At 72.8% G+C, this 25,927-nt stretch carries 22 protein-coding genes and 2 pseudogenes; 7 read left to right on the top strand and 17 right to left on the bottom strand.

Going from position 1 to position 25,927, the window contains the following annotated elements; translation table 11 throughout:
• Positions 1-56 precede the first annotated feature (56 nt).
• On the bottom strand, positions 57-1,106 hold the full coding sequence (locus tag CLT72_RS01600; protein ID WP_101409207.1) for a S1 family peptidase: 1,050 nt from the start codon (positions 1,104-1,106) through the stop codon (positions 57-59).
• Between the two features lie 252 nt (positions 1,107-1,358).
• Here CLT72_RS01600 and CLT72_RS01595 point away from each other — a divergent pair, with 252 nt between their 5' ends.
• Positions 1,359-2,189 (top strand): GDSL-type esterase/lipase family protein, encoded by an 831-nt coding sequence (locus CLT72_RS01595; protein WP_101409206.1) that lies wholly within the window; start codon positions 1,359-1,361, stop codon positions 2,187-2,189.
• Positions 2,190-2,254: 65 nt separating this feature from the next.
• Here the strand turns inward: CLT72_RS01595 and CLT72_RS01590 are convergent, their stop codons facing one another.
• Positions 2,255-2,731: a winged helix-turn-helix transcriptional regulator gene (locus CLT72_RS01590; RefSeq protein WP_101409205.1), complete on the bottom strand. Its 477-nt coding sequence runs from the start codon at positions 2,729-2,731 to the stop codon at positions 2,255-2,257.
• A gap of 56 nt (positions 2,732-2,787) precedes the next feature.
• Here CLT72_RS01590 and CLT72_RS01585 point away from each other — a divergent pair, with 56 nt between their 5' ends.
• Positions 2,788-3,309, top strand: coding sequence for a PaaI family thioesterase (locus tag CLT72_RS01585; protein WP_101409204.1), 522 nt, complete (start codon positions 2,788-2,790; stop codon positions 3,307-3,309).
• Positions 3,310-3,350: 41 nt separating this feature from the next.
• On the opposite strand, the gene CLT72_RS01580 is transcribed toward CLT72_RS01585, so the two are convergent.
• The 3 genes from CLT72_RS01580 to CLT72_RS01570 all read right to left on the bottom strand — a co-directional run bounded on the left by CLT72_RS01580 (position 3,351) and on the right by CLT72_RS01570 (position 6,485).
• Positions 3,351-4,283 carry an acyl-ACP desaturase gene (locus CLT72_RS01580; RefSeq protein ID WP_101409203.1) on the bottom strand — a complete coding sequence of 311 codons (933 nt, stop codon included), beginning with the start codon at positions 4,281-4,283 and terminating at the stop codon, positions 3,351-3,353.
• 69 nt (positions 4,284-4,352) lie between these two features.
• Entirely contained in the window at positions 4,353-5,681 is a 1,329-nt protein-coding gene (gene hisS / locus CLT72_RS01575; RefSeq protein ID WP_101409202.1) for a histidine--tRNA ligase, read from the bottom strand.
• A gap of 87 nt (positions 5,682-5,768) precedes the next feature.
• Positions 5,769-6,485, bottom strand: a complete 717-nt coding sequence (locus CLT72_RS01570; protein ID WP_101409201.1) for an MBL fold metallo-hydrolase — start codon at positions 6,483-6,485, stop codon at positions 5,769-5,771.
• 323 nt (positions 6,486-6,808) lie between these two features.
• Between CLT72_RS01570 and CLT72_RS01565 the strand changes: the two genes are divergently transcribed.
• Both CLT72_RS01565 and CLT72_RS01560 read left to right on the top strand, forming a co-directional pair.
• Entirely contained in the window at positions 6,809-7,690 is an 882-nt protein-coding gene (locus tag CLT72_RS01565; protein WP_101409200.1) for a peptidylprolyl isomerase, read from the top strand.
• A 64-nt stretch (positions 7,691-7,754) separates the two neighbouring features.
• Positions 7,755-8,591: a peptidylprolyl isomerase gene (locus tag CLT72_RS01560; protein ID WP_101409199.1), complete on the top strand. Its 837-nt coding sequence runs from the start codon at positions 7,755-7,757 to the stop codon at positions 8,589-8,591.
• Between the two features lie 87 nt (positions 8,592-8,678).
• On the opposite strand, the gene CLT72_RS01555 is transcribed toward CLT72_RS01560, so the two are convergent.
• Entirely contained in the window at positions 8,679-9,380 is a 702-nt protein-coding gene (locus CLT72_RS01555) for a winged helix-turn-helix transcriptional regulator (protein ID WP_101409198.1), read from the bottom strand.
• A 105-nt stretch (positions 9,381-9,485) separates the two neighbouring features.
• Here CLT72_RS01555 and CLT72_RS01550 point away from each other — a divergent pair, with 105 nt between their 5' ends.
• Positions 9,486-9,848 carry a DsrE family protein gene (locus CLT72_RS01550; protein WP_101409197.1) on the top strand — a complete coding sequence of 121 codons (363 nt, stop codon included), beginning with the start codon at positions 9,486-9,488 and terminating at the stop codon, positions 9,846-9,848.
• Positions 9,849-9,915: 67 nt separating this feature from the next.
• Here the strand turns inward: CLT72_RS01550 and CLT72_RS01545 are convergent.
• The 9 genes and pseudogenes from CLT72_RS01545 to ruvC form a co-directional block, all read right to left on the bottom strand.
• Positions 9,916-12,246 (bottom strand): annotated as a pseudogene (locus CLT72_RS01545) (RelA/SpoT family protein); the annotation flags it as partial.
• A 353-nt stretch (positions 12,247-12,599) separates the two neighbouring features.
• Positions 12,600-13,166, bottom strand: coding sequence for an adenine phosphoribosyltransferase (locus tag CLT72_RS01540; RefSeq protein ID WP_101409196.1), 567 nt, complete (start codon positions 13,164-13,166; stop codon positions 12,600-12,602).
• Between the two features lie 101 nt (positions 13,167-13,267).
• A complete protein-coding gene (gene secF / locus CLT72_RS01535) occupies positions 13,268-14,461 on the bottom strand; it encodes a protein translocase subunit SecF (protein WP_101409195.1) in 1,194 nt (397 codons plus the stop codon).
• A 1-nt stretch (position 14,462) separates the two neighbouring features.
• Positions 14,463-16,394, bottom strand: coding sequence for a protein translocase subunit SecD (gene secD / locus CLT72_RS01530; protein WP_199184447.1), 1,932 nt, complete (start codon positions 16,392-16,394; stop codon positions 14,463-14,465).
• Between the two features lie 256 nt (positions 16,395-16,650).
• A complete protein-coding gene (gene yajC / locus CLT72_RS01525) occupies positions 16,651-16,995 on the bottom strand; it encodes a preprotein translocase subunit YajC (RefSeq protein ID WP_199184446.1) in 345 nt (114 codons plus the stop codon).
• A 138-nt stretch (positions 16,996-17,133) separates the two neighbouring features.
• The gene (ruvB, locus tag CLT72_RS31775) at positions 17,134-18,468 is read right to left on the bottom strand and encodes a Holliday junction branch migration DNA helicase RuvB (protein ID WP_486484359.1); all 1,335 of its coding nucleotides are present in this window, start codon (positions 18,466-18,468) and stop codon (positions 17,134-17,136) included.
• A 537-nt stretch (positions 18,469-19,005) separates the two neighbouring features.
• Positions 19,006-19,212: pseudogene (locus CLT72_RS01515) on the bottom strand (Holliday junction branch migration DNA helicase RuvB); the annotation flags it as partial.
• Positions 19,209-19,811: a Holliday junction branch migration protein RuvA gene (gene ruvA, locus CLT72_RS01510; RefSeq protein WP_101409192.1), complete on the bottom strand. Its 603-nt coding sequence runs from the start codon at positions 19,809-19,811 to the stop codon at positions 19,209-19,211. The pseudogene CLT72_RS01515 and the gene ruvA, both read right to left, overlap by 4 nt.
• A complete protein-coding gene (gene ruvC, locus CLT72_RS01505; protein ID WP_089001018.1) occupies positions 19,808-20,335 on the bottom strand; it encodes a crossover junction endodeoxyribonuclease RuvC in 528 nt (175 codons plus the stop codon). Before ruvC ends, ruvA begins: the two co-directional genes overlap by 4 nt.
• Before the next feature lie 194 nt (positions 20,336-20,529).
• Here ruvC and CLT72_RS01500 point away from each other — a divergent pair, with 194 nt between their 5' ends.
• Both CLT72_RS01500 and CLT72_RS01495 read left to right on the top strand, forming a co-directional pair.
• On the top strand, positions 20,530-21,312 hold the full coding sequence (locus tag CLT72_RS01500) for a 3-hydroxybutyrate dehydrogenase (protein ID WP_101409191.1): 783 nt from the start codon (positions 20,530-20,532) through the stop codon (positions 21,310-21,312).
• 14 nt (positions 21,313-21,326) lie between these two features.
• Complete coding sequence (locus CLT72_RS01495; RefSeq protein ID WP_101409190.1) at positions 21,327-23,246, top strand: helix-turn-helix domain-containing protein; 1,920 nt, start codon at positions 21,327-21,329, stop codon at positions 23,244-23,246.
• A gap of 79 nt (positions 23,247-23,325) precedes the next feature.
• Here the strand turns inward: CLT72_RS01495 and CLT72_RS01490 are convergent, their stop codons facing one another.
• Complete coding sequence (locus CLT72_RS01490; RefSeq protein ID WP_101409189.1) at positions 23,326-23,934, bottom strand: TetR/AcrR family transcriptional regulator; 609 nt, start codon at positions 23,932-23,934, stop codon at positions 23,326-23,328.
• 10 nt (positions 23,935-23,944) lie between these two features.
• Positions 23,945-25,513, bottom strand: a complete 1,569-nt coding sequence (locus CLT72_RS01485; RefSeq protein WP_101409188.1) for an MFS transporter — start codon at positions 25,511-25,513, stop codon at positions 23,945-23,947.
• Between the last annotated feature and the right edge of the window lie 414 nt (positions 25,514-25,927).

The raw sequence follows: 25,927 nt of genomic DNA, 5'->3' as shown, positions 1-25,927 counted from the left end.
CGCGGCACGCAAACGGGCCGCCGGGATCACCCGGCGGCCCGCTGCGCTGCGTTCGATCAGAAGATGCTGACGCCGTAGCGGCTCAGCGCCTCGCCGACCGGCTGGAAGTAGGTCGTGCCGCCGGTGCGGCAGTTGCCGCTACCACCGGAGGTCAGGCCCAGGGCGGTCGAGCCGCTGAACAGCGAGCCGCCGCTGTCGCCCGGCTCGGCGCAGACGTTGGTGCGGATCAGGCCGGAGACCGAGCCCTCGGCGTAGTTCACCGTGGCGTTGAGCGCGGTGACCGAGCCGCCGCGCAGGCCCGTGGTGCTGCCGGAGCGCTGCACCGACTGGCCGACGTAGGCGTTGCCGGCCGCGGTGATGTCGCGGTAGCTGCCGTTGTAGAGGTAGACGTTGCCGGCGGCGTTGGCGGAGTTGTTGTGCCGCACGATGCCGTAGTCGTTGCCCGGGAAGCTGGTGCCGGCGCGGCTGCCCAGCAGGTTGGTCTGGGCGGAGTTGCTGTACCAGCTCGACGAGATGTTGGTGCAGTGCCCAGCGGTCAGGAAGTAGTAGGTGCTGCCGCTGCGGACGTTGAAGCCGAGGGAGCAGCGACCGCCGCCACCGGCGTAGATGGCCTGGCCGCCGGAGATCCGGGTGCCGAGCACGCCGGCCTCGGACTCGATGCGGATCGCGCCGTTCATCCGCTCGGCGGCGGCCTTGACGCGCTCCAGCTTGGCGCCGGTGACGGTGCTGTCGACGGAGACGACGACCTGGTTGGTGGCCGGGTCGGTCCACCACGCGGTGCCGGGGATCTTGGCGGAGCGGTCCAGCTCCGAGGTGGCCCGGGCCAGCTCGCTGGCGCCGCGCTTGACCAGCTTCGGGGTGGCGCCGGCGGCGCTGACCTGGCGGGCGGCGAGCGCGTCGGTCACGGTGACGACCATCTTGCCGCTGGCGTCGGCGTACGTGCCGGCGGAGCGGTCGCCGAGGCGCTCGGCCAGGCCGGCGGCGGCGTCGGGCGAGGCGAACGAGGGTGCGGCCTGGGCGGGCGCGCCGATCAGCGAGCCGGCGACCATGGCGCCGGCTGCGGCGACGACGGCGGCACGACGGAGCGAGGACCTCGTGGGTCGCATGTAACAAACCTCCAGGGAGGGGGTCTCGGGCCCTCGTCGGGGCGACAAGGGCCTGGATCAGCCCGTCCGGCCTGGGGGAACCAGGCGAGCTGAGTGAAGTATTCACATACTTGAGTAAGTAGGCAAGACCCGGCTTTGTCCTTTTCGCCCCAGCTACCTCGGCCATCGGCCGGAAACATTGTGGACACTGACGTACGTCTATACGCTCGACCTACCGTCCCACCATCCGGTACGCGCGATCCGGAGGTAACCATGAAGTCCGCTCGACGACTCCTCGCTCCCCTCGCCGCCCTCACCGCCCTCGTCCTGCTAGCCGCCAGTCCGGCCGCCGCCGATCCCGGCCCGCCCCCGAACTCGATGGCCAGCCTCGGCGACTCGATCACCCGCGGGTTCAACGCCTGCGGCTGGTTCGCCGACTGCACCTCCCGGTCCTTCAGCACCGGCGGCGACTCCACGGTGAACAGCCAGTACCTGCGCATCCGCGCGACCAACCCCGCCATCGACGGGCGCAACCACAACGACGCGCGCAGCGGCGCGAAGTCCGCCGACATGTACGGTCAGGCCGGCACCGCCGTCAGCCAGGGCGTCGACTACGTCACCATGCTGATCGGCGCCAACGACGCCTGCACCAGCACGGAGGCGGCGATGACGCCGGTGGCCACCTACCGCGCCAACATCGACGCCGCGCTCGGTCGCCTCAAGGCCGGGCTGCCCACGGCCCGGGTCCAGCTGATCAGCGTGCCGGACATCCACCGGCTCTGGGCCGTCGGCAAGGACAGCGGCAGCGCCCGCACCGCCTGGTCGCTGTTCGGCATCTGCCAGTCGATGCTGGCCAACCCGACCTCAACGGCGCAGGCGGACGTGGACCGGCGCAGCCGCGTACGCCAGCGGGTCGTCGACTACAACGCCCAGCTCGCCCAGGCCTGCGCCGCGTACGGGCCGAACTGCGACTTCGACGACAACGCCGTGTTCGGCTACCCGTTCACCCTCGGCCAGCTCTCCGGCTGGGACTACTTCCACCCGAACGCCTCGGGGCAGCGGGTGCTGGCGAGCGTCTCGTACGCCGCCGGGTTCGGCTGGTAGCGGGTCCGACCGACGCGCGGACGGCGACCGTCGTCCGCGCGTCGCGGCACGGGCCCGCCGGCGGTTCAGCCGGCGCGGCGGCGCGCCCCGGGCCCCGGGCGCGGCACCACGTCGCGCGGCCGGGCGATCTCGTGCCCGCGCTCGCAGCGCAGCTCGACGCGGACCTCGGCGCCGCAGTCGCGGTGCGCGGCCGTCAACGGCGAGCCCTCCGGGTCGGCCAGGTAGCGGTCCCCCCAGCCGAGGACGGCGACCAGCACCGGCCACAGGTCGAGCCCTATCCCGGTCAGCCGGTACTCGTGGCGCTCGCGGCTGCCGGGCTCCCGGTAGGGCTCGCGCCGCAGGACGCCGCGTTCCACCAGCATCGCCAGCCGGTTGGCCAGCACCTGCCGGGGTATGCCGGTGCGCACCCGCATGTCGTCGAAGCGGCGGACGCCGTTGAAGACCTCGCGCAGGACCACGAGGGTCCACCGCTCGCCGAGGATCTCCATCGCGCGGGCGATGGTGCAGTTCTCCACCGACCAGTCCAGTGCCGCGGGTCTCATGCGCCCCAGGCTAGGTCTGATTGACAGACTCAGCAACGCGCTGCCAGGCTGAGTCCATGACACAGACGCAGGATCCGGCGCGCAGCCGCACCTTCTCGTGGTCCGACCCCGGCATCAACGCCGCGCACGTCGGCCGGCGCGGCGGCCTGGAACTGCTCCGCGCGATGATCGCCGGCGAACTGGCGGCGCCGCCCATCATGCACCTGGTCGACATGTCCCGCATGGAGGCCGACGAGGGGTGGGTGGCCGTCGAACTCGTCCCGCAGGAGTTCCACTACAACCCGCTGGGCACCGTGCACGGCGGGGTCATCTCCACCCTGCTGGACACCGCCGCGGCGTGCGCGGTGCACACCACCCTGCCGGCCGGGGTCGGCTACACCTCGCTGGACCTGAACGTGAAGTTCCTCCGCCCGGTCACCGTCGCGAGCGGCACCCTGCGCTGCGAGGGCACCGTCCTGCAGAGCGGCCGCCGCACGGCCCTGGCCGAGGCGAAGCTGCTCGACGCGAAGTCGCGCCTGGTCGCCCACGCCACCTCGACCTGCCTCCTCTTCCCCCTGGAGACCCCGCCCACCGAGTAGTCGATACTGCGTGGTCGACGGCCCTGTCGCGAGGGTCGGGGTCAGCGGGAGGCGAGGCGGGCGGCGCGGGCGGCGCGCTTCTCCTCGAAGCGGGACGCGGCGCGCTCCAGGTCGTCCAGGTGCGCCGCGATCTGGTCGCGGGCGGCCTCGCCGTCGGCGTCGAGGCCGGTCACGTTGAAGACGTCCCACTGGCGCAGCACCGGGGCCACCACGTCGTCGCGGTGCTGGCGCAGGTCGTAGATGCCGGCGAGGGCGATCGCCACGGACTTGCGGGCGAAGCCGTCGATGCCGTTGCCGGGCATCTGGAAGTCGGCCACCACGTCGGCGACCGCGCGCATCGCCTGGCCCGGCGCCAGCTCGAAGGCCGCCGCCAGCAGGTTGCGGTAGAAGACCATGTGCAGGTTCTCGTCGGCCGCGACCCGGGCCAACAGCGCCTCGCACGCCGGATCCCCGGTGACCCGGCCGGTGTTGCGGTGCGAGATGCGGGTGGCCAGCTCCTGGAACGAGACGTACGCCAGGGAGTGCAGCACCTCGTCGTCGTGCACGTTGGCGTAGCCGGCGGACATGTGCGTCATCCGGGCCCGTTCCAGCGCCACCGGGTCCACCGCCCGGGTGACGGTCAGGTAGTCGCGGATGGCGGTGCCGTGGCGCCCCTCCTCGGCGGTCCACCGGTGCACCCACGTGCCCCAGGCGCCGTCGCGGCCGAACAGGGTGGCGATCTCGTGGTGGTACGAGGGCAGGTTGTCCTCGGTCAGCAGGTTGACGATCAGCGCGGTACGGGCCACGTCGGGGATCGTCGAGTCGGACTCCGACCACGCCTCGCCGCCCAGCGGCCCGTCGAAGGTGCGCCCCTCGCTCCACGGCACGTACTCGTGCGGGAACCACTCCTTGGCGACGGACAGGTGCCGGTCGAGGTTCTTCTCGACGACGGGTTCCAGCTCACGGAGCAGGGCGGTCTGGCTGAGTGCGGTCACGACGATCTCCCTACGGTGGCGTAACTTACGCCACCGTAGGTCCGATCGCGCGTACGCGCCAGTAGCGTCTCAGGCGACCACGGGCCGCAGGTCCGCCCGGGGCGGCGTCCACTCCCCCGCCGCCGCGGCGACCTGCTCGCCGGAACGGATGTCCTTCACCTCGTCGGCCGCGCCGTCCGCCCCCGGGAACCACACGTACGGGATGCCCCGCCGCTCGGCGTAGCGGATCTGCTTGCCGAACTTCGCCGCGCTCGGCGACACCTCGGTCGGCACGCCCCGCGAGCGCAACGACTCGGCCACCCGGTTGCTGGCGGCCCGCCGCTCCTCGCTGGTCACCGCGACGAGGACGCAGGTCGGCACGTCGCGCGACGCCGACAGCGCCCCGGCGCCGAAGAGCAGCCCGAGCAGCCGGGTCACCCCGATCGAGATGCCCACCCCCGGGAAGCGGGTGGCGCCGGCGCTGGCCAGGTTGTCGTACCGGCCGCCGGAGCAGATCGAGCCGAAGCGCTCGTAGCCGACCAGCTGCGTCTCGTAGACGGTGCCGGTGTAGTAGTCCAGGCCACGGGCGATGCGCAGGTCGGCCACGCACAACCCCGGCGAGTGCGCGGCGGCCGTCTCGACGACCCGGACCAGCTCCTCGACGCCCTCGTCGAGCAGCGGGTCGCTGACGCCCAGGGCGCGTACGGCGTCGGCGAAGGAGGCGTCCGGCGCGGAGATCTCCGCCAGTGCCAGACACGCCTTCGCCTGCGCCTCGCTCGCCCCGGCGGTCTGCGCCAGCAGCTCGGCCACCTTCGCCGGGCCGATCTTGTCGAGCTTGTCCACCGCGCGCAGGGCCGCCTCGGGATCGGTCAGCCCGATGCCCCGGTAGAAGCCCTCGCAGATCTTGCGGTTGTTGACCTGGATCTTCACCGGCGGGATCGGCAGGGAGCGCAGCGCGTCGCCGATCACCAGCGGCATCTCGGCCTCGTGGTGCGGGGCGAGGGTGTCCCGGTCGACGATGTCGATGTCGGCCTGGAGGAACTCGCGGTAGCGCCCCTCCTGCGGCCGCTCGCCCCGCCACACCTTCTGGATCTGGTAGCGGCGGAACGGGAACTGGAGCTTGCCGGCGTTCTCCAGCACGTAGCGGGCGAACGGCACGGTCAGGTCGAAGTGCAGGCCGAGCGCGTCGTCGCCGGCCGGGCCGTCGGCGTCGGCCTGAAGGCGCCGGATCAGGTAGACCTCCTTGGAGGTCTCCCCCTTGCGCAACAGCTGGTCCAGCGGCTCCACCGCGCGGGTCTCCAGCGGGGCGAAGCCGTACAGCTCGAAGGTGTCGCGGATCCTGTCGAGGACGTACTGCTCGATCATCCGCTGCGCGGGCGTCCACTCCGGGAAGCCGGAGATGGGCGTGGGCTTGCTCATGATGGCTCCGTTCACAGTCCCGCGCGCCGGCGCGGGCGAAGGCTCGGTGCGGCCGGCGCCGGCCGCGTGACAACGCTCGTGTGGCCGTCAGAGGCCGCGGGCGGGGGCCGCCGGACGCGCGCCGCCGCCCGCCACCTCGACGAGGTACGGGTTGGTCGCGCGCTCGCGGCCGATGGTGGTCGCGGGGCCGTGGCCGGGCAGCACGACGGTGTCGTCGGCCAGCGGAAGGATCTTGTCCCGGAGGCTGGTGACCATCCTCGTCATGCTGCCGCCCGGCAGGTCGGTGCGGCCGATGGAGCCGGCGAACAGGACGTCGCCGGAGAGGCAGAGCTGATCCGCCTCCCACGACGAGCCGGCGGCCGGCAGTCGGAAGAGCACCGACCCGCCGGTATGGCCCGGGGCGTGGTCGACGGTGATCTCCAGCCCGGCGAGGGCGAGCGTGGCGCCGTCGGTCAGCTCGGCCACGTCCTCCGGCTCGGTGTACGGCAGCCGCCCGCCGAAGAGCGCCCTGAGGTCCTCCGACAGCCCCTTGGCCGGGTCGGCGAGCATCTCCCGGTCGCCGGGGTGCACGTACGCGGTGATGCCGCGCGCGCCGCAGACCGGCGCCACCGAGAACGTGTGGTCGAGGTGGCCGTGGGTGAGCAGGACGGCGGCCGGGTGCAGCCGATGCTCGGCCAGCAGGGCGTCGAGCCGGTCGATCACCCCGATGCCGGGGTCGACCACCACGCACTGCTCCCCCGGCGCGGCGGCCACCACGTAGCAGTTGGTGCCGAAGGCGTCCGCAGGAAAGCCGGCCACGAGCACGTCCGCTCCCCTTCCGTCGAATCCGTTGCCTGTCAGCAGCCTATCGGGCGGGGCGAGGAGGTTCTGCGCGTGTGTCCGGGGCGTCCCGTGTGGCGCCGGTCGCGCCCCTCACTCGCGGCGCGGGCGGCACCGGTCGCGTGCGTCCCGTGGGTCCGACCGGGCGCAGTGACGCGTTCCGATAAACCCGGCCCGGACCTCGTACACCACTTTCCCAGCCGGTAGCCGTACACTCTGGCGGGCGTGTGGCGTGGCGCACCCGCCGTCGAACGGGCGCAGGACGCCCGACCACCGGTGACGACCAGGGTAGAGGAAGGGGAGCACGGGTGGCTTCCAGCAGGGACCGGCAGCGCAAACTGGCGCGGGCCAAGCTCGACCGGCAACTCGCCCGCCGGGCCGCCGCAGTCAGACGCCGCCGGCAGATCCAGGCCGGCGTCGGCGTCGCCGTCGTGCTCGTGCTCATCGTGGCCGGCTCGGCGTGGGCGCTGGGCGCCTTCGACGACGAGCCGAAGGAGAACACGGCCACCGAGGACGTCTGCCTGTGGACCCCGCAGGACGCCACCGCGAACACCAACCTCAAGGACGTCGGCACCCCGGCCACCCAGGGGCTGCCCACCGACGGCGTACGCCCGATGACCGTCACCACCAACCAGGGCGCGCCGATCACCGTCGAGTTGGACCTGGCCGGCGCCCCCTGCGCGGCGGCGAGCATCGCCCACCTCGCCAGCCGGTCGTTCTACGACAACACCAAGTGCCACGAGATCACCGCCGAGGGCGCGGTGCGCTGCGGCGACCCCAGCGGCACCGGGCTCGGCGGCCCCACCTACTCGTTCTACGACGAGAACGTCCCCACGGCGCCGTCGGCGAGCCCCGCGGCCGGCCAGCCCGCGACCTACCCGAAGGGCACGGTCGCGATGGTCGCCAACCCGCCGGGCGCCAACGGCAGCCAGTTCCTGATGTTCTTCAAGGACTTCACGACCACCGACCCGAAGTACCCGATCATCGGCCGGGTCACCGGCGGGATCGACGTGGTGGCGAAGATCGGTGCCAAGCCGACCGTGGACAATGGGACCGGGGCCAAGGTCAAGCCCAAGGACGACGACGTGGTCGTGCAGAGCCTGACCGTCGGTGAGCCCGTGGCGCAGGCGACCTCGGCGCCGACGCCGCCCGCCTCGGGCGCTCCGGCGGCCAGCCCGAGCGCCGGCTGACCCGGCCGCCCCACCAACCTCAGCGGCACCGACCGCGCCACAGACAGCCCAGGAGGATCCAGGCGTGACGTCCACCAGAGAGCGGCAGCGCGCGGCGGCGCGCGCCCGGCTCGAGAAGGAGATGGCCGAGCGCGCGGCCAGGGCCCGCAAGCGCCGGCAGACCCAGGCGATCGTGGGGGCCGCCTCGGTCCTGGTCCTCGTCGTCGCCGGCACGGTCTGGCTCGTCACCGCCCTCGGTGACGACGACAAGACCGACACCGCCGGCCCGGCGGCCGGCAACGTGCAGTGCGCCTGGACCGAGGTCCCCAAAGACCAGCGGTCCCCGCAGATCAAGGACGTCGGGCTGCCGCCCGTGCAGCAGTCGGCCACGGGCACCCAGACGATGACGATCGACACCGACCTGGGCCCGATCACCGCCACGATCGACCGGGCGGCGGTGCCCTGCACCGCGGGCAGCTTCACCCACCTGGCGGAGAAGAACTTCTTCGACAACAGCAAGTGCCACCGCCTGGTGACCGAGGGCATCAAGGTGCTCCAGTGCGGTGACCCGAGCGCGACCGGCAAGGGCTGGCGCCAGACCGACGGCACCGGCGGCCCGAGCTACCGGCTCGCCGAGGAGAACCTGCCCACCGACAAGCGGCCCCCGTACCCGGAGGGCGTGATCGCGATGGCCAACTCCGGCCAGCCGGGCAGCACGGGCAGCCAGTTCTTCATCGTCTACGGCGACTCGCCGCTGGAGCCGAAATACACCGTCCTGGGCACCATCACCGGCGGCATGGACCTCGTCAAGCAGGTCGCGGCGGCGGGCGACGACAAGGCGTTCGCGCAGCAGGCCGGTGGCGGCCACCCGAAGAAGGAAGTCACCATCAAGAAGCTCACCATGAGCGCCCCCCAGGGCTGAACCACAAACCTGACGTACGACGAGCGCCCGCCGGCACAGCCGGCGGGCGCTTTCATCCGTCCTGGCCGGGCCGGCCGACGACCCCAGTCAGTGGGGCCGGTGGAGGCCGACCTCCGCCCGCTCCACGGCGGCGAAGGGGCTGACGTCGAGCCACTGCGGCAACGCGCGGCAGGCCGCGGTGTCGCCGGCGACGGTCAGCAGGCCGTCCCGCAGGGCTGCGGCCCAACTCATGTCCCCCATCCAGACCCGGGTGAGGGTGGGCACGTCGGTCTCCACCCACACGCTGACCGCGAAACCGGGGTCGGTGTCGCAGGCGTCAAGGCCACCGGAGCGGGACAACACCAGCCACCACCGCTGCTGACCGCTCCGCGCGTCGCGGAAGTAGAGCTGAACGGCGGTCGCCGTCTCCGGTAGGCGGCTGGACCGGGCCTCCCGTTTCATGTCGATCAGCAACATCGCCGGATCGAAGTCGTCCGACCGCAGGTCGTGGATCCAGCGCACGCCCCACGCGCCCATCTGCTCCAGCACCGGCCGCAACTCCAGCCCCGCCTGCGTGAGCCGGTAGCGGGGCTCGTCGTCGACCATGTCACGCCGGAGAAGGCCCGCCCGTTGCAGCTCGCGCAACCGGGTCGCGAGCAGCGACGGCGACATCCGGGGCACCCCGCGGGCGATGCCGTTGAACCGCTCCTCGCCCCAGAGCAACTCACGAAGGACGAGCAGCGTCCACCGTTCGGCGAGGATCTCCGCGGCCCGGGCCACCGGGCAGTACTGGTCGTAGTGCTTCGCCACTCGCACCTCCGCCGGGACCGAGCGCTACAGAAAACATAGCGGGCGCACGGTCAGCGGTCACTCATCCTGGCGGACGACGAGCAATTCCCGACGAGGAGGAGCGAGATGTCCGGACGAGCGGTTGTCAGCCTTACCACCGGCCTGGAGGACCCCGAGAAAGTCACCGTGGCGTTCCTGGTAGCCGTCGGCGCGGCCGAGCAGGGCCGGCCCACGCTGATGTTCCTGACCAAGGAGGCGGTCCGGCTCGCGACCGGCAGTGTCGCCACCGGGGTCGCCTGCTCCGGCTGCCCACCCCTGCCCGATCTGGTCCGGCGGTACCAGGACGCGGGCGGGACGTTCCTGGTCTGCTCGGTGTGCTTCACCGCGAAGGGTCTGGACGAGTCCCAGCTGATCAGCGCCGCCGAGATCGGCGGCACCGTCCAGTTGTGGCAGTGGATCGGCGACGGGGCGACAACGTTCAGCTACTGACGTCCGACCGGCGGCTCCCGGGTCGTCGACGCCGCCGGTACGGGCGGGCCGACGACCCGGAGTTGTCTCAGGCGCCGGAGGTGACGCGGTAGGCGTCGAAGACGCCGTCCACCTTTCGGACCGCGGCCAGCAGGTGGCCCAGGTGCTTCGGGTCCGCCATCTCGAAGCTGAACCGGCTCACCGCCACCCGGTCGCGCGTGGTGGTGACCGTGGCGGAGAGGATGTTCACCCGCTCCTCGGAGAGCACCCGGGTCACGTCGGCCAGCAGCTTGTGCCGGTCCAGCGCCTCGACCTGGATGGCGACCAGGAAGGTCGACGCCGAGGTGAGCTTCCAGCTGACCTCCACCACGCGCTCGGCCTGCGCCCGCAGGTCCTCGGCGTTGGCGCAGTCGTCGCGGTGCACGCTGACCCCGCCGGAGCGGGTGACGAAGCCGAAGACCGAGTCCGGCGGCACCGGCGTGCAGCAGCGCGCCAGCTTGATCCAGACGTCGCTGACCCCGCGCACCACCACGCCCGGATCGGCGCTGCTCTGCCGGCTGCGCGGCGGCCGGGTGGCGACGGCGGTCTCGGCGATGTCCTCCGCCGCGCCCTCCTCGCCGCCGTACGCGGCCATCAGCTTCTGCACCACCGACTGGGCGGAGACCTGGCTGTCGCCGACGGCGGCGTAGAGCGAGGCGACGTCGGCCAGGTGCAGGTCGCGGGCGATCGCCATCAGCGCGTCGGAGGTGAGCATCCGCTGCAACGGCATGCCCTGCTTGCGCATCGCCTTGACGATCGCGTCCTTGCCGGCCTCGATCGCCTCCTCGCGCCGCTCCTTGTTGAAGTACTGCCGGATCTTCGTACGCGCCCGCGGGCTCTTGACGAAGCCCAGCCAGTCCTGCGTCGGGCCGGCCGTGTCGGACTTCGAGGTGAAGATCTCGATCACGTCGCCGTTGGACAGCGTCGACTCCAACGGCACCAGCTTGCCGTTGACCCGCGCCCCGATGCACTTGTGCCCGACCTCGGTGTGCACCGCGTACGCGAAGTCCACCGGCGTCGAACCCGTCGGCAGCGGGATGACGTCGCCCTTCGGGGTGAAGACGTACACCTCCTGGCTGGACAGGTCGAAGCGCAACGCGTCGAGGAACTCGCTCGGGTCAGCCGCCTCCCGCTGCCAGTCCAGCAGCTGGCGCAGCCACGTCATCTCGTCGATGTGCGCCGGCGGGCCGACGATCTGGGTGCCCTTGTGCTCCTTGTACTTCCAGTGCGCGGCGATGCCGAACTCGGCGGTGCGGTGCATGGCGTACGTGCGGATCTGCATCTCGACCGGCTTGCCGGTGGGCCCGATGACCGTCGTGTGCAACGACTGGTACATGTTGAACTTGGGCATCGCGATGTAGTCCTTGAACCGGCCCGGCACCGGCTGCCAGTTGGCGTGGATCACGCCCAGCGCCGCGTAGCAGTCGCGCACCGTGTCGACCAGGATCCGCACCCCGACCAGGTCGTAGATGTCGTTGAAGTCGCGACCCCGCACGATCATCTTCTGGTAGATCGAGTAGAGGTGCTTCGGCCGCCCGGTCGTCTCCGCCTTGATCTTGGCGGCCTTCAGGTCCGTCTGCACCTTCTGGGTGACCTGGCGCAGCAGCGCCTCGCGCTGCGGCTGGTGCTCCCCGATGAGGCGGTTGATCTCCTCGTAGCGCTTCGGGAAGAGCGTGCCGAACGCGAGATCCTCCAGCTCCCACTTGATCGTGTTCATGCCCAGCCGGTGGGCCAGCGGAGCCAGGATCTCCAGCGTCTCCTTCGCCTTCTGCTCCTGCTTCGGGCGGGGCAGGAAGGTGAGGGTGCGCATGTTGTGCAGCCGGTCGGCCAGCTTGATCACCAGCACCCGCGGGTCCTTGGCCATCGCGACGACCATCTTGCGGATGGTCTCGGCCTTGGCCGCGTCGCCCAGCTTGACCTTGTCGAGCTTGGTCACCCCGTCGACCAGCAGCGCCACCTCGCCGCCGAAGTCGGCGCGCATCTGGTCGAGGGTGTATTCCGTGTCCTCGATCGTGTCGTGCAGGAGCGCGGCGACCAGGGTGGTGGTGTCCATGCCCAGGTTGGCCAGGATCGTGGCGACCGCGAGCGGGTGGGTGATGTAGGGGTCGCCGGACTTGCGGTACTGCCCGGAGTGCCAGCGGGCCGCCGTGTCGAAGGCGCGCTGGAGCAGCCGCGCGTCCGCCTTGGGGTGGGCGTCGCGGTGGGTCGAGATCAGCGGCTCCAGCACCTCGCTGACCTGCGAGGACTGCCAGGGCGCGTTGAACCGCGCCAGCCGCGCCCGGACCCGGCGGCCGGTGGGCGCGGTGGAGAGCGCGAAGCCGGCGCTCGGGATGTGGTCGCCGATGACGTCGGCGGGGAACGGGAGCACGACCCCCTCGGTCGCCGCGCCCGCGTCGCCGCCCGCCGCGAGCGGCGTGTCGGGGCGTACGGGATCGACCGCGCCGGTCGCGCCGGACGTCTTCTCCGGGGCCTGCGCGTCACCGTTCCGTGCGGTCACCGAGCCGTCCGCGTCGCCTGTCGGGTGCACCGTGCCCTCCACCGGAGGGGCGACATCGTGGGACACCGGCCTCCTCACCGCTCGCCGGGAAGTCACCGACCGTGAGCCGGCCGGCCTGGTCTCGCGCCGCCCGGACGGGTCCCGCCCGGTCAGCAAAGGGCAATGCTACCCGCACGCACGGTGCCCCGCCGCTCCGCCGGACGGTCCGCGCCGGGTCGGCCCGACGGTCGGCCGACTCAAACGGTCAACAGGGCATGCACCGGACGCGGGGCCAGCCGCTCCCGGCCGCCGAGGAAGGCTAGCTCCAGCAGGACGGTGAAACCGGCCACCGTCCCGCCGGCCCGCTCCACCAGGTCCAGCGTCGCCTCGGCCGTACCGCCCGTGGCCAGCACGTCGTCGACCACCAGCACCCGGTGCCCGGCGGTGAAGGCGTCCTCGTGCACCTCCAGCGTGGCCTCGCCGTACTCCAGGGCGTAGGAGGCCGAGTGCGCCGGGCGGGGCAGCTTGCCGGCCTTGCGCACGGGCACCACGCCGACCCCGGTCGCGTACGCGATGGCCGCCGCGACCACGAACCCGCGCGCCTCGATGCCGACGACGACGTCGAACGAGTCCCGCCCGTGGTACGCCACGATCCCGTCGATCACCGCGCGGAACACGTCGCCGTCGGCGAACAGCGGCATCAGGTCCTTGAACATGACGCCGGGCTTCGGGAAGTCGGGCACGTCGAGCACCCGGCTGGCGACCAGCGCGGCGGCGCCCGGGCCGCTGTCTCCCCGTGCCCCGGTGCTGTGGGTCTCCGTCACGGCAGTTCCGCTTCCCTTCACGACGACGGCGTCCTGCATGCTGCTCGCACAGCATGAAGGACGCCGTCGGATCGGTTCCTACCGGGTCTGCCCGGCCCGGCTCAGCGCCGCTTGCCGCCACCCGGGCGGTTGCCACCGCCGCCGGCCGGCCGGCCGCCCCGGGCGCCAGTCGGGCGCTTCCCGGCCGGTCGGGCGCCCACCCGCGGCGCGGCGCCGGCCAGCGCGGCCGACTCCGGATCGACCGGCGCGTCGTCGGAGTCGTCGGTGCGGGGAGCGGCGCCCTTCGGGGTGACCTCACCACGGGCGAGGGCGCCCCGGCGGGCCAGCACCCGCTTGTTGTGCGCCTGGATGCGCGGCTCGTAGTTCTTGAGCAGCACCAGCAGCGGCGTGGCCAGCAGGATCGAGGTCAGGAACGCCACCGCCATACCGACGAAGAGCACCAGGCCGAGGTCCTTCAGGGTGCCCGCGCCGAGCAGGCCGGCACCGATGAAGAGCAGACCGCCGACCGGCAGCAGCGCGACCACCGAGGTGTTCAGCGACCGCATGAGGCTCTGGTTGATGGCCAGGTTGGCCGCCTCGCCGTACGTCTGGTTGTTGTTGGCGGTGATGCCGCGCGTGTTCTCCTGCACCTTGTCGAAGACCACCACCACGTCGTAGAGCGCGAAGCCCAGGATCGTGAGGAAGCCGATGACCGTCGACGGGGTGACCTCGAAGCCGACCAGCGAGTAGATGCCGGCGGTGAGGATCAGGTTCATGATCAGCGAGGTGACGGCGGCGACCGCCATCCGCCACTCGAAGCGCAGGATCAGGTAGATCATCACCACCGCGATGAAGATGACCAGACCGAGCAGCGCCCGGGAGGTGACCTGGCTGCCCCACGCCTCGCTGACCTGGTTGCCGCTGATGCTGGCGGCGTCGATGCCGAACTCGTCGGCGATCTCGGTCTTGACGGCGTTGGCCTGCTCGGTGTCGAGCTGGGTGGTGCGCACCTCGTAGAACTCGCCGCCGGTGCCGCCGACCTTCTGCGTGGTGACGACCTTGGCGTCGTCACCGGCCGCGGCCAGGGCCTCCTGGACCTTCACCTCGGTCTGCTCCAGTGTGCCGACGCTGGCCGGGATCTGGAACGAGTTGCCGCCGGCGAACTCGATGCCGAGGCTGAAGCCGCGCAGCCCGAAGCTGAGCGCCGACAGCAGGACCAGCGCGAGCGCCACGCTGAACCAGACCTTGCGCCGGCCGATGATGTCGAGGCCGGCCTCGCCGCGGTAGAGGCGGCTCGCGAGACCACTCTTTGCCATCTCAGGCCTCCTTCACGCGCTGGTTGCGCGGCTTGGCCGGCTCGGCCGTCCGCGGCGGGAGCGCCCGACCGAGGCCACTGACCCGTGGGGACAGGAAGGCGGAGGTGCGGGCGAACATCGTCATGATCGGGTGCCGGAAGAGGAAGACCACGACCAGGTCCAGCACCGTAGCCAGGCCGAGGGCGAAGGCGAAGCCCTTCACCGCGCCGACCGAGACCACGTAGAGCACCACCGCCGACATCAGCGTGATCGCGTTGGCCGAGATGATCGTGCGGCGGGCCCGGATCCAGGCGCGCGGCACCGCGCTGCGCGGGCTGCGGCCCTCCCGGATCTCGTCCTTGAGCCGTTCGAAGTAGATGACGAACGAGTCCGCCGCCACACCCAGCGAGACGATCATGCCGGCGATGCCGGCGAGGGTGAGGGTGAAGCCGATCTGCCGGCCGAGCACCACCAGCGCGCCGAAGACCAGCAGCGCCGAGAGGATCAGGCTCAGGAAGATGACCGAGCCCAGCAGGCGGTAGTAGAAGAACGAGTAGATGATGACCAGCGCCATGCCGATGCCCGCCGCGAGCAGGCCGGCCCGCAGGTGGCTGGCGCCCAGGGTGGCGGTGACGTTCTGCTGCTCCTGCGCCTCGAAGGTCACCGGCAGCGCGCCGTAGCGCAGCTGGCCGGCCAGGGCGCTGGCGTCCTTCTGGGTGAAGTTGCCGGTGATCTGCGAGTTGCCCGTCAGCACGCCCTGGATCTCGGGCGAGGAGACGATCTCGTTGTCGAGCACGACGGCGACGCGGCACTTGCCGTCCTGGCCGAGGGCGGTGGCGTCGCAGGCCTGGCCCTCGTTGTTGAAGGCCTCACGGGTCAGGGCGGTCCACTTGTCCTGGCCCGCGCCGGTGAAGTCGAGGCTGACGACCCACTGGCTGGTCTGGTCCAGCACCGCGCTGGCGTCCTCGACGTCGGTGCCGAGCACCTTCGCCTGGTCGAGCAGGTACTTCGCGGCGCCGTCCTCGCAGGCCACCACCTGCTGGTCGGCGGCGGAGATGGAGGCCGGCGGGCGCTTGTCGAGCTGGGCGCAGCCGATCTGCGGCACGTTGAACTGCATCGCCGCCGGCAGCACCGCGACCTCGCGCGCGTCGAGGGCCGCGAACGGCTTGAGCTTCTCCGCCAGCGACGGGTCGGCGGACAGGTCGGCCGGGGCCTGGAGACCGCTCGCGGCGGCCCAGGCGGCGGCGCCGACCTTCTGCTCGACGGCCTTGCGCTGCTCCTCGACGCTCTGCGGCACGGGCTCGCCGCCGACGCTCGGCGTCGGGGTGGCGGCGCTGGCCGACGGGGTGGCGCTCGGCGCGGCCGATGCGCTGGCGCTCGGGGCCGGGGCCATGCCGCCCTGGCCGCCGCTCGGCGACGCGGTCGCCTTCGGCGCGGCGCTGCCCGACGGGGCGGCGCTGCCGGAGGGCTTCGCGCTGCCCGACGGGGCCGGGGTCGCGCTGCCGGAGGGGGCAGGGGTGGCGGCGGGCGGCGGGGCGGTGGCCGCGCCGCTGCCGTCGGCGGCCTTGAGGACCTTGCGGAAGCGCAGCTCGGCGGCGCTGCCCACCTCGGTCAGGTCGCGGTTCTCACCGGGCAGGGAGATCACGATGTTGCGGTTGCCCTCGGTGACCACCTCGGCCTCGGCGACGCCGAAGGCGTTGACGCGGCTCTCGATGATCTGGCGGGCCTCTTCGAGGTTCTCCGCCGTCGGGGCCTGGCCGCCGATGCTGTTGGTCGCCTCCAGCGTCAGCCGCGTGCCGCCGACGAGGTCCAGGCCGAGCTTGGGCTCGAGCCGGTCCTTCAAGCCGCCGCTGGCGCCGCCCGCGAAGAACACCAAAAGATAGAGGACGACGAAGATGAGCCCGAGCACGGCCAGTTGCCGTCCGGGGCGCATCTGTCCCTGAGGTGGTGCCACGGCTGTCCTGTCTCCCTGTACGGTCGCGCCGCTGGTGCGGCGGGTGTCGGCCGGTCCGGCCGGCGGGTCCGACGGGCCGGCGTCGGAGGCCGGCATCCGGCTCCGGGGCTCGGCGCGGGGGCGCCGGGCGGAACGGGACGAGCCGGCTTCCGGCGTCGGGCCCACTATCCAGTTTTCTCGTCGCCTCCGCTGCCCCGTCGGGGGAAGTCGTCACCGGAGTGCGGCGACCACCACCCCGTGCGGGCGGGAGCGACCGTCACTCCTTGACGACGTCCGCGTCCTCGACGACCGGCTCGTCGGCCGGGCGCTCCGCCTGGCTGACCACCCGGGCGATGGCCGGACGGGCGTAGCGGGTCTGCACACCGGGCGCGACCTCGAGCAGGACGGTGTCGTCGTCCACGCCGGTGACCGTGCCGTAGAGCCCACCGATCGTGACCACCTCGTCGCCGGGGGCGAGGGCGGACTGCATGGACTCCGCCTCACGGCGGCGCTTCTGCTGGGGGCGGATCATCATGAAGTACATGACGCCGAAGAGCAGAGCGATCATGAGGATCGGCGTCAGGCTGCCGGCACCCCCGCCGCCCTCTGCTGCGTAAAGCACGGTGAAAGACCTTCCCATTGGCCGCCGTCCCGGCGCGGGCGCGCCGGAGCGGAGGCGGATTCTCACGTCCTGTACAGACCGGCGCGAGTCTAATCCCTGCACCTGGGAACGCCGAATGCGGCACAGATCACGTTCACATCACGGCTGATCGGCGTCCACCGAGAACAGATCGGGCACGGGAGGGGCATCCGTGCCAAATGTACCATTCGGGGGCGTACGGCCCAGGTGCCGCCAGGCGGCCTCGGTGGCGACCCGGCCCCGGGGCGTACGGGCCAGCAGGCCGGCCCGGACCAGGAACGGCTCGCAGACCTCCTCCACCGTGTCGGGCTGCTCGCCCACCGCGACGGCCAGGGTGGACAGGCCGACCGGCCCGCCCCGGAACGAGTCGACCAGCGCGGTCAGCACCGCCCGGTCCAGCCGGTCCAGCCCCAGCGCGTCGACGTCGTACACCGTCAGGGCGGCCCGGGCGGTCTCCAGGGTGACCACACCGTCGGCCCGGACCTCGGCGAAGTCGCGGACCCGCCGCAGCAGCCGGTTGGCGATGCGGGGCGTGCCCCGGGAGCGGCCGGCCACCTCGGCGGCGCCGTCGTCGGTGATCGGCACGCCGAGGATCCGGGCCGATCGGCGCAGCAGCACCTCCAGGTCGGCCGGCGAATAGAAGTCGAGGTGCGCGACGAAGCCGAACCGGTCGCGCATCGGTCCGGTGAGCAGGCCGGAGCGGGTGGTCGCGCCGACCAGCGTGAACGGCTCGACGTCCAGCGGGATCGCCGTCGCGCCCGGGCCCTTGCCGACGATCACGTCGACCCGGAAGTCCTCCATCGCGCTGTAGAGCAGTTCCTCCGCCGGCTTGGCGATGCGGTGGATCTCGTCGATGAACAGGACGTCGCCCTCGGCGAGGCTGGTCAGGATCGCCGCCAGGTCGCCCGAGCGCTCGATCGCCGGGCCGCTGGTCACCCGGATGCCCGAGCCCAGCTCGGCGGCGACGATGTTGGCCAGGGTCGTGTTGTGGACGACGAGGTCGTTCACGGTGAAGGTGTGGTCGCCGTCGACCGTCAGGCATCGGCATTCGTGCAGGCCCGCCGGCTCCACGGAAGCGACGCGATCGGCGGCGAGCCGCTCCTCGAAGCGATCACGTCGAGGGGCCCACTCCGCAAGCCTCAGGCCTCGCTCGCCGATCACCGTGACGCGTTGCACGAACCTGGCGACGTCGTCCTGGCTCGTGATGCTCAGCCGCCACGACTCGTGCGGTCTGCCCTGGTAGCGGCCCCGCTTGAGTTTCAGACGTGACTGGACGCCGATGCGCAGCAGGAGGTGCTGGACGTCCGCGAGCAGGTCCCGCGAGACGCTGTAATATTCGACGACCAGGTCGTAGCGGTCGCGGCCGCGTCGGCTGACCGTTCCGTCGCAGGCGAAGTAGGCACCGAGAAACGCCGCCACCTGCCACGCGTCACCGCGGTAGACGAACTCGGGCACGCGCTTCTGCCAGGCATTCTTGTCCAGCAGACCGTGCTCGGCCAACCAGGGCCGCAGGCCCGAGACGCGGACGAGCGAGCTCCGCGCGCTGTTGGGCCTGGTGCGGTGGACCAGGCCCAACCGATCACAGGTCGAGCGGAAGTCGGCGAGGACGTCCTCGTCGCCGCCGGTGAAGGTGACCTGGTTGGTCGTGCAGCCGTCCCCGACGAGGTAGCCCGCGAGCTTGTGCTCGCTGGTGTCCTCGGTACCGTCGGCGACCAGGTCGGGACGGAGCACGTTGGCGAGGAAGTCGTTCCCGGTGAGGTCCCCGGCCTTCGTCCACCCTTCGGTGGTCCAGAAGGGGTGGTCCGGAGCGGCGACGACCTCCCGGCCGCTGGTCGTCCGGATCCGGACCGAGTCCAACTCGCCCTGCTCGTGGACGGCGGTCACCGTCGCCCCCTCGCCGGTGCGCGTGATGACCCGGTCACCGACGACGATGTCGCCCAGGCGGCGTCGAGAGCCGTCCTCCAGCAGCACCAGGGCGTCGACGGACACCGGCTTACCCAGGCCAGGCGGCCCCGAGAGGAGGATGTGGTCGGGCGGGGAGCCGCGCCGCATCGCGCCCTGGAGCAGCAGGTCGAGCTGGTCGCGCACGCGGTGCTGGGCGATGAACTCCTCCAGCCGCTTCGGCCGTACGGTGGCCTCCGCGTCCAGGTCGGCGTCGTGCACGTAGGCGGAGACCAGCCCGCCGTCGGGGCCCGTCACCGGGTGCGACCCAGCAGCCGGATGGCCTGCTTGAGCAGGACCGGCACCGGCGGGACGTCACCGTCGACGGTCTCCGCCACCGCGGCCACCGCCTGGTCGGCCTGCCCGGCCGTCCAGCCGAGCCCGACCAGCGCCTGCCGGACCTGCTCGGGCCAGGCCCCGCCGGTGACCCCGGCCGCGCCGTCGGCGCCGACAGGCACCGGGCCGACGCGGTCGCGCAGCTCCAGCACCAGGCGCTCCGCGCCCTTCTTGCCGATGCCGGGCACCCGGGTCAGCGCGGCGGTGTCGGCGTTGGCGATCGCCTTGCGCACCGCGTCCGGGCTGTGCACGGCGAGCACCGCCTGGGCCAGCCGGGGGCCGACGCCGCTGGCGGTCTGGAGCAGCTCGAACAGCTGCTTGGCGTCGTCGTCGGCGAAGCCGTAGAGGGTCAGCGAGTCCTCCCGCACGACCAGGCTGGTGGCCAGCCGGGCGGGCTGGCCGATCCGCAGGTCGGCGAGGGTGCCGGGGGCGCACTGCACCGCCAGGCCCACCCCGCCGACCTCCACCACGGCGTGGTCCGGACCGGTCGCGGTCACCACCCCGCGCACGCTGGCGATCATCTGGCTCCTCCTCGTCGTACCCGGTCGGCCGCGGCGGCCAGCTTGGAGCGCGTCCCGCCGCGCCACACGTGACAGATGGCCAGGGCGAGGGCGTCGGCGGCGTCGGCCGGCTTCGGCGGCTCGGCCAGCCGCAGCAGCCGGGTCACCATGGCGGTCATCTGCGCCTTGTCGGCCTGACCGGAACCGGTCACGGCCGCCTTCACCTCGCTGGGCGTGTAGGTCTGCACGGGCAGCCCGGCGCGGGCGCCGGCGAGCACGGCGATCCCGCTGGCCTGGGCGGTGCCCATCACCGTGCGGACGTTGTGCTGGCTGAAGACCCGCTCCACCGCGACGCTGTCGGGCCGGTGCTCGGCGACCAGGTCGGTGAGCGAACGGTCCAGGTGCAGCAGGCGCAGCGGCAGCTCGTCGGCCGGGTCGGTGTAGACGACGTAGTAGGCGACCAGCGTGCAGGGCCGCCCCGGCACGCCCTCGACCACGCCGACCCCGCACCGGGTCAGCCCCGGGTCGACGCCCAGCACCCGCACGCCGCCTCCTCCCCCAGCCGCCAGCAGTACGTGTGTTCGACACCCTACCGAGCCGGGCGACACCCCGCCGCCGGGGACACGCCGGGCGCGCCGACACGCCGCCCGGGGGAGCGCGGCGGCCACACACTCCGGCCGCCGAGTATGTGTCGCCGCCCCATGTGCGCCCGCACACACAGCTCGTAACTTCATGCGCCATGACGGCAGAACCCGTGGCGGTCCCCCACGTCGTACACGTCGACCTCGCTGGTCGTACCGCCCTGGTGACCGGGGGCGGCAGCGGCATCGGCCGGGCGTGCGCCCTGCGGCTGGCCGCCGCCGGCGCCGACGTCCTGGTGGTGGACCGCAACATCGAGGCGGCCAAGGCGGTGGCGGCGGAGGCCGGCGGGCGGGCCGAGGGCGTGGACCTGGCCGACCCGGACGCGGTGGACCGGCTCGACGCCGACGTGGACATCGTGGTGAACAACGCGGGCCTGCAACACGTGGCGCCGGTGCAGGAGTTCTCCCCGGAGCGCTTCGCCCACCTGCACCGGGTGATGGTGGAGGCGCCGTTCCTGATCATCCGCCGGGCCCTGCCGCACATGTACGCCCGCGGCTGGGGCCGCATCGTGAACATCTCCTCGGTGCACGGGCTGCGCGCCTCGCCGTACAAGTCGGCGTACGTCTCCGCCAAGCACGCGCTGGAGGGGCTGTCGAAGGTGGTCGCGCTGGAGGGCGCCCCGCACGGCGTCACCGCCAACTGCGTCAATCCGGCGTACGTGCGCACGGCGCTGGTGGAGAGCCAGATCGCCGACCAGGCCGCCAGCCACGGCATCCCCGAGGCCGAGGTGGTCGAGAAGATCATGCTGGCGCGGGCGGCGATCAAGCGGCTGATCGAGCCGGAGGAGGTGTCCGAGCTGGTGGCGTACCTCTGCTCCCCGCCGGCGGCGTTCATCACGGGCGCGTCCATCGCGCTCGACGGGGGCTGGACGGCCAACTAGTGGCAAGCCGCACAATGTCGGTCATGTCGTCACCGGTGGAGTTCCTGGAGCTGCTCGCCCGCGAGGCCGCCGCGGTGGAGTTCGAGGGGCCGCTCATCGCCGCGCGCGCCGCCGGCGTGCCGCCGGAGCGGCTCGCCGAGCTGGAGCAGGCCAAGACGGTGGCGCTGCGGGTCCGCGCGCTGCTGGAGCGTCGCCGCCGCCGGGAGGTCGAGCTCTCCGGGCTGTACGACACGGTCAGCGACCTGGCCGGGCTGCGCGACCTGGACGACGTGCTGCGCGCGATCGTGCACCGGGCGCGCAACCTGCTCGGCGCGGACGTCGCCTACATGACCCTCGACGACGACGAGCGCGGCGACACCTACATGCGGGTCACCGACGGCTCGGTCTCCGCCCGCTTCCAGCAGCTGCGGCTGCCGATGGGCGCCGGCCTCGGCGGCCTGGTGGCCCAGTCCGGCGCCCCGTACGTCACCGCGAACTACCCGGAGGACGACCGCTTCCACCACACCGGTGAGATCGACGCCGGGGTGGGCGAGGAGGGCCTGGTGGCCATCCTCGGGGTGCCGCTGCGGCTCGGCTCGACCTCGATCGGGGTGCTCTACGCGGCCAACCGCTCCGCCCGGCCGTTCGTCCGGGAGGAGGTGGCGCTGCTGGTGTCCCTCGCCGCGCACGCGGCGGTGGCGATCGACACCGCGCGGCTGCTCGCGGAGACGCGGGCGGCGCTGGAGGAGCTGTCGGCGGCGAACACCACGATCCGCGCGCACAGCAGCTCGGTGGAGCGGGCCGCGGCGGCACACGACCGGATGACCGCGCTGGTGCTGCGCGGCGGCGGCGTGGAGGACGTCGCCTCGGCGGTCACCGACGTGCTCGGCGGGGCGCTGCTGGCGCTCGACGCGGAGGGCCGGCTGCTGGCCCGGGTCGGCGAGATCGAGGAGCCGGACCGGGCGGACATGGTGGAGGCGGTGGCCGCGTCGCGCACGGAGGGCCGCAGCGTGCGCCGGGGCCGGCTCTGGTACGCGGCCGTGGTGGCCGGTGCGGAGAACCTGGGCGCGCTGGTGCTGCGCCCCGACGACGAGTTGGTCGACGCCGACCAACGGATCCTGGAGCGGGCGTCGCTGGTGACGGCGCTGCTGCTGCTGTTCCGGCGTACCGTCGCCGAGGCGGAGGGGCGGGTCCGGGGCGAGCTGCTCGACGACCTGATCGCCCGGCCGCTGCGGGACACGGACGCGCTGCGCAGCCGGGCCCGCCGCCTCGGGGTGGACCTGGACGCGCCGCACGTGCTCGTGGCGATCGGCGACGACGCGATCGCCGCGACCGGCTCGGCCCGGCAGCGGGTGCTCTCCTGGGCCACCACGTACGCCTCGACGCGCGGCGGGCTGGCGGCGGCCCGCGACGGGCGGGTGGTGCTGATGCTGCCCGGTCAGGACGCGGGCGGCAGCGCGCGGGCGGTGGCCCGGGACCTGTCGCGGGTGACCGGGCGGCCGGTGACCGCCGGGGCGAGCGGCCCGTCGACGGGTCCGGCGTCGCTGGCCGCGACGTTCGCCGAGGCGGAGCGGTGCCTGACCGCCCTGGGTGCGCTGGGCCGCTCGGGGCAGGGGGCGAGCACGGCGGAGCTGGGCTTCGTCGGGCTGCTGCTGGGCGCGGTCGGCGACGGGGGCGACAAGGACGTGAACCGGTTCCTGACCGCCACCGTCGGGCCGGTCGTCGACTACGACGCCCGGCGGGGCACCGCGCTGGTGCGGACCCTGGAGGCGTACTTCGGGGTGGGCGGCAGCCTGGCGCGCGCCGCCGAGCTGCTGCACGTACACGTCAACACCGTCACCCAGCGGCTGGAGCGGGTCGGGCAGCTGCTCGGCGCGGACTGGCAGAGGCCGGAGCGGGCCCTGGAGGTGCAGCTGGCCCTGCGCCTGCACCGCCTGCGTACGCCCGCCGCCTGAACACCCGCCGGCGGCACCTGGCCGCCGGCCGGCCCGTGTCCCGGCCGACCGCCGGGCCGCCGCGCGGCGCGGCGGCCCGTCAGCGGGCGCGGATGCCGTCCAGTACGCCGTCGACGATGCGCTGCGGCAGGGTCGGCTCGTCGAGGTCGGGGTGCCACCGCATGACGCGCTGCACCAGCATCGGGCCGGTCAGCATCGCCATGACCACCTCGACGTCGAGATCGGCGCGCAGCTCGCCGCAGCGCACGCCGCGGCGCAGCACCTCGCGCATCATCTCGCGCCGGGGCTCGATGATGTTCTGGTAGAGCTGGTACTGCTCGGGGCTGCGGTTGACCTCCGGCACCAGGCAGGGCATGATCCGCGCCGCCCGCGGGTCGATGTGGTGCCCGACCGCCCCGACCAGCAGGATCAGGTCGTCGCGCACCGAGTGGCCGGCGGGCTCCGGCGGGGTGCCCTTGAGCCTGCGCAGGGCGTCGCGCAGCAGCGCCTCCTTGCCGGGCCAGCGGCGGTAGATGGTGGCCTTGCCGACCCCGGCGCGGGCGGCGATCGCCTCGATCGAGATCGCCTCGATCGTGCTGCCGTCGGCCAGCAGGTCGAGGGTGGCCTCGACGATCGCCTCGTCCGCACGGACGCTCCTCGGACGCCCGGGCGGCCGGGGAGCGTCGGCGGGGGAAGTCATGTCGGACATTGTGGCGAGGCTAGGCGGTGCCGGCCAACTCGGCCTCCCCCACCGGCGCCGGCTCCCCCGGCCGCGCGGCGGGCCGGCCGGGCATCCAGCGCAGCACCACCACGATGCCGAGGGCGGCGGTCGCGGCGGCGAGCCCCGCCGCCCAGTGCATCGCGGCCAGGAAGGCGTCGTCGGCGACCGCGATCAGCTGCGGCGCCGCCGGCCCGAGCTGACCCGCGGCGGCGTACGCGCCGGAGATGGACTCGCCGGCCGCCTCGCCCGCCCCGGCGGGCAGGTCCCGCAGGGCGGAGTCGATGTCGGCCCGGTAGACCGCGGAGAGCACCGACCCGAGCACCGCCACGCCGAGCGCGCCGGCCACCTGCCGGATCGTGTTGCTGACCGCCGAACCGACGCCGGCCTTCTCCCGGGGCAGCGCGGACATGATCGATTCCGTGGCCGGGGGCATGATGTTGGCCATCCCCGTGCCCTGGAGGAAGAAGACGACCAGCACCACCCAGATCGGGGTGGTCGCGTCGACGAAGGCGAACACGCCGAGCGCGGCCACGGTCAGCGCCAGCCCCACCGTCGCGACCGCCCGGCCGCCGTAGCGGCGGACCATCGCCGCGCTGCTCGGGGCGAAGATGAGCTGGGCCGCGGCGAAGGGCAGGTAGAGCAGGCCGGTCTCCAGGGGGCTGAACCCGCGCACCAGTTGCAGGTAGAACGAGCTGAAGAACATGACGCCCGTCGCGGCGAAGAAGATCAGCCCGACGATGGCCACCGGCGCGGCGAAGCGGGGCACCCGGAACAGCCGTACGTCCAACGACGGGTGGTCGCTGCGCCGCTCGTACGCCACGAACCAGGCCAGCACCGCCAGCCCGCCGAGGGTCGCGGCCCAGACCACCGGGCGGCCGAAGCCGTGCTCGCCGCCGTCGATGATGCCGTACGTCAACGCCACGAGCCCGACCACCGACAGCAGTACGCCGACAACGTCGACGCGGCCCGGATCCGGGTCCCGCGACTCCGGCACGAGCAGCGCCACCAGCACCACGCCGAGCGCCACCACCGGTGCGTTGATCAGGAACACCGAGCCCCACCAGTAGTGCTCCAGCAGGGCACCACCGAGGATCGGGCCGATGGCCACGGCCAGGCCGACCGCGCCGGCCCAGACGCCGATCGCCCGGCCCCGCTCGCGGGGGTCGAACACGTTGGAGATGATCGAGAGCGTGACCGGCATGATGGCCGCACCGCCGACGCCCATCAGCGCGCGGGCCGCGATCAGTTGCGCGGGGCTCTGCGCGTACGCCGACAGCACCGACGCCAGCCCGAAGAGCACCAGGCCGATCAGCAGGAAGCGCTTGCGCCCGGCGCGGTCGCCGAGGACACCGAAGGTGAACAGCAGGCCGGCGAAGACCAGCGTGTAGGAGTTGATCGACCACTCCAGTTCGCCCTGGCTCGCGCCGAGGCCGTGCACCGGGTCGGCGAGCGTACGCAGCGCGACGTTGAGGATCGTGTTGTCCAGGACGACCACGAGCAGGCTGATCACCAGCACCCCGAGGATCGCCCACCTCCTCGGGTGTCCCGTGTGCTCGTGCGGCGGCATCAGCGTTCTCCCCCCGGCCCCGTTTCGATACGGGGCAGACTCGTAATCCGGGTGTGAGCGTAGGCGGGCGATTATCGATACGGAACCGGTTCGTATCTTATGTGACGGCAGTCACCCCTGTCCTCTTCACGGTTGCGCTACGCCACCCGGGTGGGCTGCGCGGGCGCGCGTCGTGTCGGCGGGTGTGGCGTCGGACGGCTGCGCCGGGTCCGGGTCCGGGTCCGGGGAGATCTCGGTAGGGACGTGCCCCTCCAGGGGCCGGTAGCTACCAGGATCTGCGGCGAGTCGCCGCCGTATGCGGCTGCGTGCGGTGTGCGGTGTCGTGGCGGGTGCCCGGTTGGCTGGTCGGGTCGGGGGTGTCGGGTGTCTGGTTGGTTGGTGGTGTCCGGTTTGGGGGTGTGGTCGGGGGCATCG

It is taken from the genome of Micromonospora sp. CNZ309 (assembly GCF_002846525.1).
Note: the sequence above shows the minus strand (reverse complement) of the source record. Positions and strands in the feature narration are given on the sequence as shown.